The organism is Clostridium beijerinckii (assembly GCF_018223745.1).
Classification (GTDB): Bacteria; Bacillota; Clostridia; order Clostridiales; family Clostridiaceae; genus Clostridium; species Clostridium beijerinckii.
In genome coordinates, this window is sequence record NZ_CP073653.1 from 3,949,914 (window position 1) to 3,966,347 (window position 16,434).

The 16,434-nt window shown below is 29.8% G+C and carries 19 protein-coding genes and 1 pseudogene; 6 read left to right on the forward strand and 14 right to left on the reverse strand.

The window, feature by feature from the left end; translation table 11 throughout:
• Positions 1-342: 342 nt before the first annotated feature.
• From KEC93_RS17840 to KEC93_RS17850, 3 genes and pseudogenes are all read right to left on the reverse strand, one after another.
• A pseudogene (locus tag KEC93_RS17840) lies at positions 343-796 on the reverse strand (Rrf2 family transcriptional regulator).
• Positions 797-918: 122 nt separating this feature from the next.
• Positions 919-1,743, reverse strand: a complete 825-nt coding sequence (locus KEC93_RS17845; protein WP_077867810.1) for a nitroreductase family protein — start codon at positions 1,741-1,743, stop codon at positions 919-921.
• A gap of 35 nt (positions 1,744-1,778) precedes the next feature.
• Positions 1,779-2,132: a nuclear transport factor 2 family protein gene (locus KEC93_RS17850; RefSeq protein WP_077867811.1), complete on the reverse strand. Its 354-nt coding sequence runs from the start codon at positions 2,130-2,132 to the stop codon at positions 1,779-1,781.
• 364 nt (positions 2,133-2,496) lie between these two features.
• Between KEC93_RS17850 and KEC93_RS17855 the strand changes: the two genes are divergently transcribed.
• Both KEC93_RS17855 and KEC93_RS17860 read left to right on the forward strand, forming a co-directional pair.
• Positions 2,497-3,294, forward strand: coding sequence for an SDR family oxidoreductase (locus KEC93_RS17855; protein ID WP_023974065.1), 798 nt, complete (start codon positions 2,497-2,499; stop codon positions 3,292-3,294).
• A 191-nt stretch (positions 3,295-3,485) separates the two neighbouring features.
• Positions 3,486-3,773 carry a Dabb family protein gene (locus KEC93_RS17860; protein ID WP_077867812.1) on the forward strand — a complete coding sequence of 96 codons (288 nt, stop codon included), beginning with the start codon at positions 3,486-3,488 and terminating at the stop codon, positions 3,771-3,773.
• Positions 3,774-4,151: 378 nt separating this feature from the next.
• Here KEC93_RS17860 and KEC93_RS17865 read toward each other — a convergent pair whose 3' ends face one another.
• Positions 4,152-4,655 (reverse strand): Rrf2 family transcriptional regulator, encoded by a 504-nt coding sequence (locus KEC93_RS17865; protein WP_023974067.1) that lies wholly within the window; start codon positions 4,653-4,655, stop codon positions 4,152-4,154.
• A gap of 204 nt (positions 4,656-4,859) precedes the next feature.
• Between KEC93_RS17865 and KEC93_RS17870 the strand changes: the two genes are divergently transcribed.
• Both KEC93_RS17870 and KEC93_RS17875 read left to right on the forward strand, forming a co-directional pair.
• Positions 4,860-5,231, forward strand: a complete 372-nt coding sequence (locus KEC93_RS17870) for a pyridoxamine 5'-phosphate oxidase family protein (RefSeq protein WP_023974068.1) — start codon at positions 4,860-4,862, stop codon at positions 5,229-5,231.
• 24 nt (positions 5,232-5,255) lie between these two features.
• Entirely contained in the window at positions 5,256-5,432 is a 177-nt protein-coding gene (locus KEC93_RS17875) for a 4Fe-4S binding protein (RefSeq protein WP_023974069.1), read from the forward strand.
• 217 nt (positions 5,433-5,649) lie between these two features.
• Here the strand turns inward: KEC93_RS17875 and namA are convergent, their stop codons facing one another.
• A complete protein-coding gene (namA, locus tag KEC93_RS17880) occupies positions 5,650-6,666 on the reverse strand; it encodes an NADPH dehydrogenase NamA (protein ID WP_023974070.1) in 1,017 nt (338 codons plus the stop codon).
• 145 nt (positions 6,667-6,811) lie between these two features.
• On the opposite strand from namA, the gene KEC93_RS17885 reads away from it, so the two are divergent.
• Positions 6,812-7,147, forward strand: coding sequence for a winged helix-turn-helix transcriptional regulator (locus tag KEC93_RS17885; protein ID WP_023974071.1), 336 nt, complete (start codon positions 6,812-6,814; stop codon positions 7,145-7,147).
• A gap of 341 nt (positions 7,148-7,488) precedes the next feature.
• The gene (locus KEC93_RS17890; protein WP_077867813.1) at positions 7,489-8,250 is read left to right on the forward strand and encodes a DeoR/GlpR family DNA-binding transcription regulator; all 762 of its coding nucleotides are present in this window, start codon (positions 7,489-7,491) and stop codon (positions 8,248-8,250) included.
• A gap of 204 nt (positions 8,251-8,454) precedes the next feature.
• Here KEC93_RS17890 and KEC93_RS17895 read toward each other — a convergent pair whose 3' ends face one another.
• The 9 genes from KEC93_RS17895 to KEC93_RS17935 form a co-directional block, all read right to left on the reverse strand.
• Positions 8,455-9,087, reverse strand: a complete 633-nt coding sequence (locus KEC93_RS17895; protein ID WP_077867814.1) for an SdpI family protein — start codon at positions 9,085-9,087, stop codon at positions 8,455-8,457.
• A complete protein-coding gene (locus KEC93_RS17900; RefSeq protein ID WP_077867815.1) occupies positions 9,074-9,352 on the reverse strand; it encodes an autorepressor SdpR family transcription factor in 279 nt (92 codons plus the stop codon). The genes KEC93_RS17895 and KEC93_RS17900 overlap by 14 nt, the downstream gene beginning before the upstream one ends.
• A gap of 160 nt (positions 9,353-9,512) precedes the next feature.
• Positions 9,513-10,574, reverse strand: a complete 1,062-nt coding sequence (locus KEC93_RS17905) for a DUF4179 domain-containing protein (RefSeq protein WP_077867816.1) — start codon at positions 10,572-10,574, stop codon at positions 9,513-9,515.
• Positions 10,564-11,130, reverse strand: a complete 567-nt coding sequence (locus KEC93_RS17910; protein ID WP_077867817.1) for a sigma-70 family RNA polymerase sigma factor — start codon at positions 11,128-11,130, stop codon at positions 10,564-10,566. Before KEC93_RS17910 ends, KEC93_RS17905 begins: the two co-directional genes overlap by 11 nt.
• Before the next feature lie 301 nt (positions 11,131-11,431).
• Positions 11,432-12,043, reverse strand: a complete 612-nt coding sequence (locus KEC93_RS17915; RefSeq protein ID WP_077867818.1) for an ABC transporter permease — start codon at positions 12,041-12,043, stop codon at positions 11,432-11,434.
• A gap of 186 nt (positions 12,044-12,229) precedes the next feature.
• Positions 12,230-12,973, reverse strand: a complete 744-nt coding sequence (locus KEC93_RS17920; protein ID WP_012059712.1) for an ABC transporter ATP-binding protein — start codon at positions 12,971-12,973, stop codon at positions 12,230-12,232.
• 22 nt (positions 12,974-12,995) lie between these two features.
• Complete coding sequence (locus KEC93_RS17925; RefSeq protein ID WP_077867819.1) at positions 12,996-13,898, reverse strand: glycine betaine ABC transporter substrate-binding protein; 903 nt, start codon at positions 13,896-13,898, stop codon at positions 12,996-12,998.
• A gap of 118 nt (positions 13,899-14,016) precedes the next feature.
• Entirely contained in the window at positions 14,017-14,667 is a 651-nt protein-coding gene (locus KEC93_RS17930; protein ID WP_039771740.1) for an ABC transporter permease, read from the reverse strand.
• A gap of 390 nt (positions 14,668-15,057) precedes the next feature.
• Entirely contained in the window at positions 15,058-16,362 is a 1,305-nt protein-coding gene (locus KEC93_RS17935) for an O-acetylhomoserine aminocarboxypropyltransferase/cysteine synthase family protein (RefSeq protein ID WP_077867820.1), read from the reverse strand.
• Between the last annotated feature and the right edge of the window lie 72 nt (positions 16,363-16,434).

A 16,434-nucleotide genomic window follows, 5' to 3' on the forward strand; every position in this document is an offset into this window, starting at 1 on the left:
ATTGTAAGATAGCATATTTTTTTACCAATGTAAACATTATCTGAAAGTTATTTTCTTTTTATTCGGATTTTTTGCCATATTTTTTCTTAATATAACAAAACTTTTTTATTACTCAGATATGCATATTCTTTAATATCATTAGAATTTATATTTTTCACTATTTTCTTAAGGCTTTATTTGTATGAATTCATCATGTGGTAACCTTTAGGAAATATTTTATCTTTGTGAATTCACGTCGAATTAAAATAACCCACTAAAATCTAAATTCTAGATTTTAGTGGGTTTCATGATAGATGCAAATCATACTAACTCTGTTAATACTCTTAATTTTTACTACTTAAATTACTTTTTGCTATTATTGAACCATTTAATCGTTGCTTTTTCAACCTCTTTAGGAAGCTTTTTATTATATACTTCATCGTATAACCATGCCAATGATTTTTTTCTTAAATATTTTCTCATTTCATCTTCTGCTTCTGACATTATAACTTTTATTAAACATGTACATTTTGTATGTGTATATGCAAATTATCTTTATCTACTAATATATTATTTTGCGTAATTTATGCACATTGAAGGAATGATTCGCTTCCTTCTACTGCTTCAACAATATCCCAAAATGTTATTTCTTCTGCACTGCGAGCTAACGCATAAACACCTTTTACACCAGGTATGATTTTATAATTCTTGACTCGCTTAATTTTGTATATACCTTTTATAAATACGTTTCTGAGATACCTTAAAATGTTGCCAAATATCTTATTCCCACTGATTTATCTTCCTCTAGTTTTATCATATATAATAAGCAATGTATTGCATATTATACTCCTACTAAAAATTTCATATGGTATAATAAAGTTTAGGGGAATAGTTTATTTTTATAAATTAAAACATTTCACTCCTAGAAATCGCTACTCTTTACTGCCATGTGATTTCTAAAGGATTTCTATCTACCAGTCTTTTAAAATTATAAAGTGGATATCCTACTAATAGCGCACCCGTTACTACCCTACCTTTAGAAATATTCAGCAATCTTAAAAGAGGTTCATATTCTGCCATAGAACAATATTCAAATAGTTCTGACCAACAGGTTCCTAATCCTAATGTTTGTGCATATAATTGCACATATGTTAATGAAAAGTGTGTATTGTCGCGACCAAGTTCTTTTTGTTCTCTTGGAGCTGTTGCAATCACTAAACATGGAGCATCTCTTAATATTGTATCTTTGTTATCATTACGATACTGTGCTATTGTCGAAACAGTATTCTGTACCCACGGCGAATTCTTTAACACACCATTTTCTATAGATTCCTCCGTCCAGTCAGCTATAATCGAAGTAATTTCATGTAGAATCTTATGATTATCAATAACATGATACGAAAGTCCTTGAGAATTGCAAGCTGTTGGTGCAAATCTAGCTATATTAAGAAGTTCACTAATTATATCTCGAGATACATCCCTTTTCTGAAATGCTCGAATAGATCTTCTTGATCTAAGAAAAGTGGCCGCAATATTTGAATCCATTAACTTTTCTTTTTGAATTTGCACTTGATTATCTAATGGAGTTTTTGTGCTGTCTAAAGCACCATTGGGACAAACAGCCACGCAATGACCACATTCAATACAAAGATCCCTGTCTACTTTGGGTCCTAAATCACTCATCACCAATGTTCCTCTACATATTTTCACACACAGACCACATTTAGTGCATTTTTCAGAATTAACTTTAATAAAATTATTCATACAATTCTCTCCTTCATTATATTGTTTTACTTGATTTATATATTTTGGGGAAACAATATTTCTAACCTAGCCACCATTTCTTTTAATATAGTAAAATGAAAATCTAATAATAGAGGATCTGGAAGTCCAGTTTTATCAAAATCACCATCTATTTTAGCTTTAACAATTGTTATAAGATTTTTTTCACTAATATCTATAACCTTTAATTCAAGCTTAGCTGCAAAGTGGTGCTTTATACTCCATTCTCGTATTTTATCTAACCCAATATATTCTTGACCTTCATCAATTACAATTGCATCTTCAGTGAAAATTGATATAAATTTCTTTGGATCTGATTTATTGGATGTATTAAAATAAGTTTCAATAGGTTCTTGTAATTTCATATTCATAATATCTCTCCTTTATAATCCTATTCTCTAATAATTATTTCATATAATCGATCTTTCTAACTATAACAAGCATAACCTGACCACATCATGTCAAGTTATAATCGCTGAATCAAAATGAATATAATCCACTGTATAACTGAGAAAATAAAATCACATAATATTACATAATGTTATCAGACTAGAATTCCTATTTACCTAATTTCCAAAAGATGAAAGTATTAAATTATATGATATTACCTATCTCCTTATAATGATTTTGCTTAAGTAAATAAATACCATTCCAAAACTTGACGTGATGTTGTCAAGTTTACTTAATTATACTGATTAAGTAGATAAACTTATTTAAAGGGAGGTATTTTTAATTATGCAAAATACTTTATCATTTGATATTAACAAAGAACTTGATGGTAAACGCGTACTTGTAACAGGTGGAACTAAAGGTATTGGTAGATCAATTGTTGATCGTTTGCTTAATGCGGGTGCAAAAATAATAACAACTGCACGAACTATGCCTAATGATTTGCCAGATTCTATAGGGTTCATTCAAGCAAATGTTAGCACACCAGAGGGTACTGAGAGAATCATTAAAGAGACTCTTGAAAGACTCGGTGGATTAGATATTTTAATAAATAATGTAGGTGGTTCTTCATCCTCCACTTCTGGAGCATTAAGTTTAAGTGATGACGATTGGTTGCAAGCCTTTAACCAAAATCTTTTTTCAGCTGTACGCTTAGATCGTGGTTTTCTGCCCTCTATGATTAAACAAAAGAAAGGCGTAATAATTCACATATCATCTATTCAAAGGAGACTTCCTGGGATAATGACTATGTCATACTCTGCTGCTAAAGCGGCCCTAACAAATTACAGCAAGAATCTAGCTACGCAGTTTGGTGGAGATGGAATACGAATAAATACAGTTGCTCCAGGTTTTACAGAAACAAAAGCTGCTGAGCGTCTTATTGAAAGAATGGCACAAAATTCCGGAATTGACTATAATAGCGCTCGTCAAGAATTAATGGATAACCTTGGCGGCATACCACTTGGTCGTCCAGCAAAACCTGAAGAAATCGCTGAACTTGTTGCATTTCTTGTATCAGACAGAGCATCTTATATCACTGGTAGTGAGCATATTATTGATGGCGGAATAATAAGGACTATATAGTCTATAAAGGCGCTATACTAAATAATTCAACATAGACATATTGTATTATTTAGTAATCACTAGATTAGTATCAATAACTTTGTAGTCCTTGCTACTCGTAATAGCTTATATATCATGAATAAAATTGTTTTCTAAATCAATGGTCATGAAATCGCACAAACTACATTAAATATTTTAGGAGGTAAAATAATATGGTTATAAACAATTTATTATTAAAATTAAAGAATAGAGATGCTGATAATATTAAAAAAACTCAAGAAATTCTTCTAAGCATGAGAGGAAAAATAGAAGTTCTGATAGACATACAGGCAGAAATAAATATTCGTCCTGGTGAAAGTAATTATGATATAATTTTGATTACAAAATTTGCATCATTAGAAGATTTAGATAAATATCTTATTCATCCAAATCACTTAGAAGTTGCTAAATTTATCGGCAGTGTCTTAGATACACAAGCATCCGTATGTTATAGCTTATAAATAGTAACACAACTACCTACATTTAAAAATAATAGTTAGTACATTTAATACTAAAATAAGAAATTTATACCTTCCTAATTATCTTGAAAAAAGTTAATGTAGGAAGGTTTATTAAAGTTAGAAATTAATTACTAACATATCTTCATTATTAACTTTATAGAAAATATGAATATATATGTTGCAATAATAAATTTACATTTAAAATTTCAGTTAGGTAAGGCCTAAGTGAAAACCAAAATGTAGAAATCCAATTACAACATATATAGTATTATAGATCAGTTAAATTTAAAAGTATGGTTATAGTTTTTTGCTTCACCATATAACCTTTAAATGAGAGTAGTATTAAATCCATTATATTCTTAATTTTTACTACTTAAATCACTTTTTGCTATTATTAAACCATTCAATTGTTGCTTTTTCAACCTCTTTTGGAAGCTTTTTATTATATACTTCATTGTATAACCAAGCCAACGATTTTTTTCTTAAGTATTTTCTCATCTCATCTTCTGCTTCTGACATTACAACTTTTATTAAACATGGACATTTTGTATGTGTATCTGGCAGATTATCTTTATCTACCAATATATTATTTTGCCTAATTTCCGCACATTGAAAGAATGATTCGCTTCCTTCTACTGCTTCAACAATATCCCAAAATGTTATTTCTTCCTCACTACGAGCTAATGCATAGCCACCTTTTACACCAGGTATAGATTTTATAATTCCTGCTTTGCTTAATTTTGCATATACTTTAGATAAGTAAGTTTCTGAAATACCTTGGAATGTTGCCAAGTCTCTTATTCCCACTGATTTACCTTCTTCTAGTTTTACCATATATAATAAACAATGTATTGCATATTCTACTCCTACTGAAAATTTCATTTTTTATACTCCTTTGGTTTATAGTCTTTTATTAATAATATCCTATTATTTATCCCCATTCAAGATAATCATATGGTATGAAGCATATGTTCCCTGCCAAATATTTATATTGACAAACAAAAGAAATAATAATATTATAATTATAGATAACAGTTATCGACGATAATGCATATCTTTATTTTAAAAGGAAAGAAGGAATATATAATGTTTACAGAAAAATTTTTTGAGGTATTAAATCATGAGGGAGTGGTTTCTATTGTAACTTGTTCAAATAACGAAGCTCATGTCGCTAATACATGGAACAGTTACTTAATCATTGCAGAAGGAAATAAAATCTTAATCCCTGCAGCTGCCATGATTAAAACAGAAGAAAATGTTAATGCTAATCCTAACGTTAAATTAACTCTTGGTAGTAAAGAAGTGATGGGATACAATTATATGGGAACCGGATTTTTAATTGAAGGAACTGCTAAATTCTTAAAAGATGGAGATAATTTTAATCTAATGAAAGAAAAGTGTCCATTCTTAACAAGAACATTAGAAATTACAGTTACATCTTGTAAGCAAACATTATAGTTTTCTAAATGTAAGGAGAAAATTATGCCTAGAATAATCAGTAAATCTGACTGTGTGGGTTGTGCAAATTGCGAGCGAGTATGCATTGTTGGATGCATTACAGAAGATACGGATAAGAAAAGAAGAATCAATGAATCTGCTTGTGTTGACTGTGGAGCTTGCCAATTAGCTTGCCCTAGAAAATGTATTTCTCAAAAATAATCTTACTAAAAAGATGATTTTATTTCATAAAAATAGAACAATTAAAGGCTTGGTATAATCTAAAAAAATACTATACAAAACAAGGTTGGGCTTAAAATTTAAGCTTCCAACCTTGTTTTTTATATTCATAATAAGCGCATAAACTTTGCTAGGTATATAACTTTATGTGCTTAAAATACATTGACTAGTATAACGTAGATTCTCCATCTTCAGAGTATTATTTGAAAGCACCCTTATATTGTTCTGGATAATCAAAATCTATGTTTCTAGATTTTGCTTCATTTAACACAAAGTATGGGTTTCTTAAAAGCTCTCTGCCAACTGCAACTAAATCTGCCCTGCCATTCGATATTATTTCCTCAGCCATATTAATATCTGTAATTAATCCAACAGCTATTGTAGGAATGTTACACTTTTCTTTTATTATGCTTGAATAATTTACTTGATATCCTGGATATACATTTATTTCTACTGGAATTAATCCTCCAGTACTTACATGCACTATATCAATATATTCTTTAATTTCATTTATAATTTCAATCATATCATTTAGCGTTATTCCACCCTCTTTATAATCATAGGCTGATACTCTAAGCAAAATTGCTTTCTCTTTTGGCCATACTTCTGTCACAGCTTCCAATATTTCTTTTAGAAATCTGATTCTGTTCTTTATATCACCACCATATTCATCTTTTCTTAAATTTGATAATGGTGATAGAAATTGATGTATTAGATAACCATGTGCTCCATGTATTTCTATAGCATCAAATCCCGCTTTATCTGCTCTTTTCGCTGCTTCTTTAAAATTTAATACAATTTCTTTAATATCATCTCTAGTTAATTCCTTAGGCAATGTGCTTCTTTCATCAAATTTAACTGCACTTGGAGCTACAGCCTGACTAGCTGTTCCTGTATATTTTCTTCCACCATGATTTAATTGTATTGCAATTTTAGAACCATATTTTTTAACACCATTAACAATTTTTTTCAGTCCATCTATATGCGTGTCATCCCAAATCCCTAAATCATTGTCTGTTGTCCTTCCATTTTCAACAACTCCTGTAGATTCAAGTATTATAAGACCTACTGCACCAATGGCTCTGCTAACATAATGAGTGTAATGAAAATCATTTGCCATACCAGTCTCATCCGAAGAGTACATGCACATTGGTGGCATAACAATTCTATTCTTTAAGTTCGTATTTTTTAAAGTATAATTTTTAAAAGTATTCATAATTATAATCTCCTTTTTATTTAAATCTCTTGCTTATTTTCATTATATTATCTATACTATACTTTGAAAAGTAGTGATATTTTTTTTATATAATTTCAAAAAAGTAAGTATAGTGAAAAATCAACGGCTGAAAGGAGTTTTATTTATGTCAGAAATCAAACTTGAACGAGGAAATCCTAATGAAAAATGTCCTATTGAGGCAGCAATAAATATTATAGGTAGTAAATGGACATTTCTAATAATAAGAGATTTATTGATAGATGGAAAAATTAGATTTGGAGATTTGTTGCGCTCTTTAGATGGGATAAGCCCCAAAACGCTCTCCCTTAGACTACGTGAACTAGAGAAATTTGGGTTAGTTAAAAGAATAGTTTATCCAGAAATTCCTCCAAAAGTTGAATATGAATTAACTGAAAAAGGTAAGAGTTTAGAAACTGCATTTATAGAGTTGAAGAAGTGGGGACTTACAATTTTAGAATAGCCAAAAATTCTATTATGTATGCTTTTTTCCCTATAAACTCTTTCTTTAATACCAATTAAATTAGGCACCTTCAAAAATTGCTAACATTGCAGCTATTCTTTGAAGATGCCTAAATATATAAAATATGACGCTAGGCATTACCCTATAACGCTAAATTATATCTTTTTTAAAATAGTTCATCAATCAACTTTATTTTTTATCATTTAGTATCATTTGTTAATCATTATTATCATTATATACTTTTTTAAATATCTATTCAATATATTTTATAAATTAAAAGAATAATGTTATAATATTAATCAACAACAATACTAAACGATAATGATTGGTGAGGTGCCTAAATGTTTACTGAAGAAAGACTAGAACAGATTTTAAATATACTTAATAAACATGGTAGAGTGAAAGTTAAAGAACTAAGTGAACAATTTAATGTTTCAGAAGGTATGATAAGAAAGGATTTACAAAGGTTAGAGAAAAATGGAGATCTTCAAAGGACCTATGGTGGAGCTATATTAAATAGAAAAATTTCTAAATTAAGCTCTATAACTACCAGAATGACAGTTAACTTAAATAGCAAAGAGTTAATATCTAAGAAAGCTTTTGAACTTATAGAGGATGGAGATATTATTTTTTTAGAGTCCTCAAGCATAAATTTTTTATTAGCAAAACTAATAGCTAATAGCACAAAAAAAATAACTTTGATAACTAATATGTCTATAATTCCACCGCTTTTCAATAACAATGAAACCGTTGTATTAATATGCATAGGTGGTGTATATGACAATAGAAGCGGCGGAGTCTTAGGCTCAGAAGCAATTAAGAGCATATCTAAATATACTTTTAATAAAGGTTTTTTAGGAAGTTCCGGTGTAAATTTAATTACTAACAGCGTAGGTACTTCTATGTTAGAAGATGGTAATCTTAAAGAACTTATAGTTTCAACAAGTAAAGAAGCATTTTTGCTTGTTGAAACAGAAAAATTTAATACAGATAGTCTCTATAAATTTGCAACTATAAATGAATTTGATGCTATAGTTACCGATTCAAACATCACTGACGATATTAGAGAACAGTTGAATAATTTAACTGTTAAGCTAATATAAGATTGAATACATACTATAGGGTTCCACAATGAGAATTGAACTTACGTGGATATCAGCCTAAATTGAATATCCATATAGTGTATGCTTTCTTTAATGTAAAAAAAGAAAGCATACATATGTTTATGTAAACCAACTACATGTATGCTTCTAATTTTTTTTGCAGATACACTATATTACATATACTATTTATGAAAAAGTAGTTTATTATACCCAATTTTTATATAACCAATATGAATAATAACATGGAATTGCTACAACTACTAATAAAATAATTAAAGTTAATAAAGCACTTTTCATCTGTATACAGCCTAAGATTATCATGCAAATACCGCCAAATATCCAAAGATATCCTGCCATATGATGAGTTTTATTCCAATTCATTTCACTATTTAATGTCCATGGTAATCTAATACCAACAGTATAGTTTTGCTTGCATTTTGGTAAGTAGTTTCCAACCGCTACGATAATAACTCCTACGACTACTGATGTAATAATTTGAATAGGAATTTTATATCCAAGTGCAATAAATAAGGTTACTGGTACTAATACGACTGAAATAATTGGAGCAGACCACTTTCCTAAATACTTCAATGCAGATGGTGAATTCATTTTCTTTGGATCGTTATTAAGCTTAAAGTGTATAAAAATATTAATTATTGCCATTAAAACCGGCATTCCAAACGCTCCAACTGCTTTTGGCACATAATTATTTGGAACACCTGCATAATTAAAATGAATAGGCACTACTTCAGGTAATTTATCATATACTCCAAATGAAAGAATCAATGGCAAAAAACAAATAATAGTTGTAATCCATAAAATATTATCTTTTTTCATCTTCATTCCCCCTAAATTGCGAAAACCAAAGCATTACTTCTTCAAATACCGATACATTGATTTCGTAATATATAAAATTTTTGTATTTTGTCTCTAAAACCAAACCTGCTTTTTTTAATTGAGATATATGATATGAAATTGTTGCACCTGTCATATCAAATTCCTTTGAAATTTCCCCAGCTGATTTTTTACCACTTTTCAGCATTACTAAAATTTCTCGCCGAACCGGATCTGACAATGCTTTAAAAGTTTCTGGAAACTCCAAATTATCATCTCCCTTTTATATTCTATTTAGAAATATTTCTAAATAGAATATATCAATTCTTATCTTCAAAGTCAATATCTATTTAGATTATTTTCTAAATAGATATTACTTAAAAAGGAGAACCTCCTCTATCTAGATTTGGTTCTCCTTCATTATCTTTTTATTTAATATTTATTGTAAATTCATCTCCAACTTTTTTATATTCATCAAATTTAGGTTCCTCACCACCTTCTTCTGGCATTTTTACTGCATAAGGTGTCAGAATTAATTTACTTGCCTTTTCACTCATATTTCCAACTAATACATTTTCGTATTTTAGTAAAAACTCATCTTTTGTTCCCTTTGTTAAGTCAAATAGTACTTTATTACCTAAATCATCATATCCTTTTAATAAAATAGCGTATGTTCCTCTCTCGATTGAATTATTAATTATTTTACCATATATTTTTTGTCCTAAAGCATTATCTGTATACTTTTCTAATATATATTTATCTCCATTCTCAATATTAAATCCATAACCAAGCTTTACAGTTTTAGTATCAATTTTCAGCCTATCTCCATTAGTTTTAAATTCAAACTTCCAAGTTCCATTTATATCATCAGTATAATTTACCATCATTTTGGAGTATACAATCTTTATATTTAAATCTCCACTTAAATCCATGTCTTTTATTGAACCTAAATCATACCCAATTACTGCTTGTGTAGTATTATCATCTATTTTTTCCATACCACCGCCTGCTCCTGTAAGTTTAACTTTCTTATTATTTATATAAAGAGTCATTTCACTATCCCAAGATTCGTATTCTTTTAAAATTCTATCTGAGCTTATATCAGTAGATATAAGCAGTTCATTATCATCTAACACTACCTCATTTAATTTAACTGTTACTCCATTGTCTATAACAGATTTGTTGACTACTGTATTATAATCTTCTAAATTCCTCTCTATTCCTAAGAAACTTGAAATACTTTCGCTGAATAAATTTATTTTTGATATGGCGTAAGCTCCTGTATTTCCAAAAGACATACCAACTAGTACTGCTATTATTGCAGCTGCAGCTATTACTTTTCTTCCAACATTTTGTTTTCTACTCTTTCTTATAGATTTCCTAATATTCTTTTTAAGTGATTCCTTTTCAATATCATTAAAATCTTCTTTTTTGTATTCATCTAAATCGATGTTTGCTTCATTAAGCAGACTATATATGTTATTCTTCATGCTTAACACCTCTTCTATTATCAATATTAAAAATATCTTTTATTTTCTTTTTCGCCCTAGATAATCTATTGTATATAACTTCTTTTTTCATTCCATATTCGTTGCTTATTTCATTAATGTTCATCTCATCAACATATAGCTTATAAAGCAAATTTCTATCCTTCTCTTTTAAACATCCAAGCAGCGATTCTACTTCATTACTTAATTCATTTTCTAAATTCTTTGACTCAACCCCATCTTCACTGATATTTAAATCATCTATATTTTCATGTTGTAAGTCTTTTAAATATTTTCGTTTGTAATCAGTGCATTTAAACTTACATATACCAGCCACCCAATTTTTAAATTCATTTTTACTTTCATCAAAGCTATTTATGTTGTTCCAAATCCCTAAAAGAATATCATTTATACATTCTTCTTGAACACTATTGATCCCATATAGATGCTTTCCTACAATAGATTTTATAATCCAACCATAATTATCAATAACATAATCTAAGGCTTTTTCATTCCTATTTCTCAATTCCTTAATATAATTATCTTCATTCACTTTCATTTTCTACCTCTTCCCATAATGCAAGCTTGCATTTAGTAAGTTTGTACTTACATATATTAATTCGTATAAAAAAAGAAAAATCTATCAAAATTATAAAATAATTTTAACAGATCTTTCTAAGTTCTTTGATATTTTTACTTTAATACGCAAAGTCCCATTTTGATTATATGATATTGTTTATTAAAAATATAATTTCTCAAAGGTATATATATGTTGCAATTCTCAATTCATAATTAGGGCTAAAATTCTTGCAATATTTTTGAAGTTATAATGAAGAATTATTTTTGCAATATATATGGCTTTAAGTAATCTTTTTCTCAATCACATTAAGTATTGCATTTACTACTATAGCTAAGCCTGCTGACATTAAGGTTCCCCATAGTATCTTAGCTGTATTTACTGTTCTAAGTCCGTCTAATAAGACGCTTCCAATCCCACCAGCATTAATAGAGGCTGCAATTGTAGCAATACCTATTGTAGATACTACTGCAAGATGGATTCCTGCAAAGATTGGCTTAGTAACTAAAGGTAACTTGATTTGAAATAATATTTGGCTTTTGCTCATTCCCATTCCAGTCGCTGCTTCTACAATGGAAGCATCCACATTATTAAGCCCATCTATTGTGTTTCTTAGTAATATGTACTGATTATAAAGTACTAAAACTATAATTGCAGTAACTTTGCCAAGCCCTGTTATTGGCACTAAAATCGCAAATAATGCTAAACTAGGAATTGAATATATCATAGCAAATATATTAACCAACAATTTAGATGCTATTTTTGAATAAGCTACTAATATCGTTAATAATGCTGCTAATATTATAGAAATCACTAAAGTAATTAATACAATTTCTATATGTCCTACAAAGGCTTTTAATAATTTATCAGGATATTTTAATAAATAGTCAATCATAAAGTTCTAATCCTCCCAAAATACTTCCTGCCCATTCGCGGGATTGGGCACAATCAAGAAAATAACAAGTTCATCTGCCAGCATATTTTCCACCATCCTTCGTCGGCAGATTGTCTTAATAGTCCCACTATGAAGCCAATCTACTTCCTCGCCTAATGAAAAATATCCATGCCAGCTTTGGACTTGTTATTTACCTTCATGTGCCTTAATTAGTGATTTTACAAAATCATTTGCTGGATTTTTTGCGATATTTCTTGGTGTATCAAATTGCTGTATCTTTCCTTTATCCATTATTAACACTTTACTTCCAAGTTTAAATGCTTCATTAATATCATGAGTTACAAACAGATATGTTTTCTTTGAAGTATTATAAATCTTTAATAACTCATCTTGAAGATTTATTCTATTTATTGCATCAATAGCACCAAAAGGTTCATCAAGCAGCATTACATCAGGGTTAACTGCTAAAGCCCTGGCAAGTCCTACACGTTGCTGCTGTCCACCAGATAATTGGGCTGGATATCTATTTCTAAACTCCTTTGGCTCAAGCCCAACAAGTTCAAGTAATTCGTCTACTCTAGCTTCTATTTTTTCCTTAGGCCACTTAAGTATCTTTGGAACAGTTGCTATATTACCTGCTATGGTCATATGTGGAAACAGCCCAACCTGTTGAATTACATAACCTATTTTTCTTCTAAACTCTACTGGATCTTTACTACTAATATCCTCACCAAAAAATTCAATACTTCCTTTATGTGGATCATACAATCGATTAATCATCTTAAGGAGTGTTGTCTTTCCACACCCTGAAGATCCTAAAATTGTAATGAATTCTCCATGTTCAATTTTTAGACTTACATTATCAACTGCGCTATATGCTGCTCCTTTAAATTGTTTATAAACATTCTTAAACTCTATTGCTATACTCATCTTGAATATCTCCTTCTATCTATTATTTAATAGAATCGTAATACTCCTTAGCTACTTCTTCGTATTCTTTTTTATCTACATCAACTTCTGCGTTTAATTTTGTTATCTTTTTAGTATCTAAGCTTGCACTAACTTTATTTAAAATATCAGCAATATCCGGATGAGCATCTAATACTGATTTTTTAATTACTGGTGCTAAATTATATGGAGGCCATACGTGTTTATCATCTTCTAATAAGGTAAATTCAGGTTTTACTAATTGGCCTTCTGTTGTAGATGCTGGTGCTAGATCTGCTTCATTATTCGCTAATACTTCATACTTTAAACCATTGTCATATACCTTTGTAGATTTAAAATCAAACTTTCCATAGACCTTCTCTAATCCTGGAATACCATCTTCTCTTTTATCAAATTCACCTTGTGATGCAAATCTGATTTCACCTGCATGTTTTTGTAAATCAGAAATAGTTTTGATTCCAAGTTTATTTGCTACATCTGTACGAATTACTAACCCTTGTCCATCATTTGCAGGCGAATAGTCAAGCCATTCTAAATTAAATTGCTTTTCATATTCAGATTTAACTGTGTCATAAACTTGCTTTGGATCTGTAATTAAATCCTTCTTTAAAATCGCCAATAATCCAGTGCCAGTATATTCTGGATATAAATCAATTTCATCATTTACAAGCGATGTATGAATAACTGAGCTTGCTATATTAGGTACTCTTTCTACTTTATAACCTTTGTCTTCAAGAGCTAATGCATAAACTTCACCTACTATTGAATTTTCTGTAAAGTCCTTTGACCCTATACGAATTGTATTTTTATCTCCACTTGAACTTTTGCTATTTCCGCAAGCAACAAGCCCTCCAAGTGTAACTGTAATTAATAACGTTCCTATGATTCTTTTAATATTTTTATTCATAATTATCACTCCCCAATCTAAATTAATCTTTATTACTTGTCTTTTAATGAGCTTATCTAAAGCTCATATATGATTCTTTAATACTTTCACTAATCTATAATGATTAGGCGACTTAAAACTATATATTCGAATTAATATACTTATATCTAAGCAGATATTTTTCCAAACCTAACATAATTACATTTGCAAGCATTGAAAGAATTGCTACAGTAACACCACCTATTAGAAGTAAATCTGCTCTATTAAGTCCTAATCCAGTGAAAATAATGTTCCCAACTCCCCCTCCACCAATATAAGCAGCAAGGGTAGCACTAGCAATAATCTCAACCATTGCAGTTTTAATTCCTGTTAGTATAAGAGGTGCAGCTAATGGCACCTTTACCTTCCAAAAACTCTGCGCTTTTGACATTCCCATTGCCATTGAAGTTTCTATCATGAATTCAGGAATTGTGTTAAAGGCAAGTGCTGTATTTAATAATATTGGTGGTATTCCAAGTAACGCTAATGCAATAAGTGCTGGTTTAACACCTGTTCCTACAATAGGAATAAATATTATAAGAACAGCTAAGCTCGGAATAATTCTAAGAGTATTAAACCAGGTCGTCACCCATCTATACCAAACTTTATTTTTAGTAGATAATATTCCAAAGGGAATCCCAACAATCGCTGCTACAAATAAGGATAGTAAACTTATTTCTAAGTGTTGCCCTATTGCCTGCAAATAATTATTCATGTCCTTTTGAAAATAATCTATAATATTTTGCCACATATTCTCACTTCCCTTGTTGAAAAAGTATAATTCCTAAAATTTTTAAGTTCTTATAAAACCTTTGGTAAAAAGATTAAAAGTATTAACGTTCCTAAAAAAATACTATACGGCTCCTAAGTCAAAGATACCTTGAATTGTGCTTAGGCTTAATAGATAATAATATATAATTCCTATCTTTGTAAGTATATACGACATATTCAAAATTATTATTGTAATTATTGAATAAAATTTGTAACTGTTCATCTATCTTTGATTGCTTAGTCTATCATTAATTATTAGGAACTTTCCTCTTTTCTTCCAGTAATTATATCATATAACATATTTTCATGCAAACTTATGTTCCCAGAACGTAGGTTTGCTTATAGAAAAATATTGATTATTTAATATTCTCTATTCATCTATTGAATCAAGCGCATGCTTAAGATCTGCTATTAAATCCTCTGCCTCTTCAATACCTATTGATAATCTTAAAGTATCATCATATACTCCCGCTTTTTCTCTTTCTTCTTTAGATTGTCCAAAATGAGTTGATGTTGCTGAATGTACAATAAGTGATTTTGCATCTCCCACATTTACCATGTAATCAAATACTTTAACTTCTTCAAGGACTTTTCTTGCTGCCTCTATTCCACCTTTTAATCTTATAGACATTATTGCGCCTGGACCCTTAGGAAAATATTTTTTAGCTAACTCATGATACTTATTACTTTTAAGTCCTGGGTATGCCACTGAAAGAACTTTCGGATGACCTTCAAGGAATTCAGCCACCTTTTGCGCATTAGCTGCATGTTCTCTCATTCTTAAAGATAAAGTTTCAATTCCTTGCAATAAATAAAACGCACTAGTTGGGCTTAAGTGTGCACCTAAATCAGTTAAGTATCTGATTCTAAGTCTCTTAGTAAACATTGTTTTATCTAAAATATCTTTTCCTATCGTATCTTTGTATTCATCATAAAATTTTTCAAACTGAGGGAATTTCCCATTCAACCAATTAAAACCACCTTTTTCAACTACAGCTCCTACAATTGTTGTCCCATGACCTGCAAGATATTTGGTTGCAGAATAGCAAACAATATCCGCTCCATATTCAAATGGTCGTAATAAATACGGTGTTGCAAAAGTATTATCAACAATTAATGGTATTCCATGTTCATGAGCTAGATTAGCCACAGCTTCAATATCGATTATATTCATACCAGGATTGCCAAGGCTTTCAATATAAATTGCCTTTGTCTTTTCTGTAATTACTTTTCTGTATGATTCTATATCATTTTCATCATCTACAAACCTCCCAACAATTCCATAATCAGGTAAAATGTTATTTAATAAGGTTCTACTTCCTCCATATAAAGTATTAACAGCTACTATTTCATCCCCTGATTTTGCGATATTCAAAAAAGTATTAGATATTGCTGCCATTCCTGAACCTAATGCAATTGCTTCTATTCCTCCCTCAAGTGATGCTAATCTTCTTTCAAGTACCGTATTAGTTGGATTTGAAAATCTTACGTAAGAATGACCTTCTTCAGAATAATCAAATAATCTAATACATCTCTCAAAATCCCCAAGTTCAAAAGCTGCTGTTTGGTAAATTGGAACTGCTTTTGATCTATAATGTTCTGCTGGATTATAACCTGCATGTAATTGTCTTGTAGTAAAACCTAACTGATTATTTTTATATGCTTCGTAACTCATTTTAATCCCTCTCTTTTAATTTAATCACATTCAAAATATATCAAACCGTATGCCTAAACTTTTTGAACCAAA

Bases quoted from the DNA above. Each gene is read 5' to 3' on its own strand.
- KEC93_RS17890 (WP_077867813.1), top strand. From the start codon at position 7,489: ATGTTTACTGAAGAAAGACTAGAACAGATTTTAAATATACTTAATAAA.
- KEC93_RS17885 (WP_023974071.1), top strand. From the start codon at position 6,812: ATGTCAGAAATCAAACTTGAACGAGGAAATCCTAATGAAAAATGTCCT.
- KEC93_RS17930 (WP_039771740.1), bottom strand. From the start codon at position 14,667: ATGTGGCAAAATATTATAGATTATTTTCAAAAGGACATGAATAATTAT.
- KEC93_RS17855 (WP_023974065.1), top strand. From the start codon at position 2,497: ATGCAAAATACTTTATCATTTGATATTAACAAAGAACTTGATGGTAAA.
- KEC93_RS17935 (WP_077867820.1), bottom strand. From the start codon at position 16,362: ATGAGTTACGAAGCATATAAAAATAATCAGTTAGGTTTTACTACAAGA.
- KEC93_RS17920 (WP_012059712.1), bottom strand. From the start codon at position 12,973: ATGAGTATAGCAATAGAGTTTAAGAATGTTTATAAACAATTTAAAGGA.
- KEC93_RS17865 (WP_023974067.1), bottom strand. From the start codon at position 4,655: ATGAAATTTTCAGTAGGAGTAGAATATGCAATACATTGTTTATTATAT.
- KEC93_RS17925 (WP_077867819.1), bottom strand. From the start codon at position 13,898: ATGAATAAAAATATTAAAAGAATCATAGGAACGTTATTAATTACAGTT.
- KEC93_RS17915 (WP_077867818.1), bottom strand. From the start codon at position 12,043: ATGATTGACTATTTATTAAAATATCCTGATAAATTATTAAAAGCCTTT.
- namA (WP_023974070.1), bottom strand. From the start codon at position 6,666: ATGAATACTTTTAAAAATTATACTTTAAAAAATACGAACTTAAAGAAT.
- KEC93_RS17860 (WP_077867812.1), top strand. From the start codon at position 3,486: ATGGTTATAAACAATTTATTATTAAAATTAAAGAATAGAGATGCTGAT.
- KEC93_RS17875 (WP_023974069.1), top strand. From the start codon at position 5,256: ATGCCTAGAATAATCAGTAAATCTGACTGTGTGGGTTGTGCAAATTGC.
- KEC93_RS17845 (WP_077867810.1), bottom strand. From the start codon at position 1,743: ATGAATAATTTTATTAAAGTTAATTCTGAAAAATGCACTAAATGTGGT.
- KEC93_RS17905 (WP_077867816.1), bottom strand. From the start codon at position 10,574: ATGAAGAATAACATATATAGTCTGCTTAATGAAGCAAACATCGATTTA.
- KEC93_RS17895 (WP_077867814.1), bottom strand. From the start codon at position 9,087: ATGAAAAAAGATAATATTTTATGGATTACAACTATTATTTGTTTTTTG.
- KEC93_RS17850 (WP_077867811.1), bottom strand. From the start codon at position 2,132: ATGAATATGAAATTACAAGAACCTATTGAAACTTATTTTAATACATCC.
- KEC93_RS17870 (WP_023974068.1), top strand. From the start codon at position 4,860: ATGTTTACAGAAAAATTTTTTGAGGTATTAAATCATGAGGGAGTGGTT.
- KEC93_RS17910 (WP_077867817.1), bottom strand. From the start codon at position 11,130: ATGAAAGTGAATGAAGATAATTATATTAAGGAATTGAGAAATAGGAAT.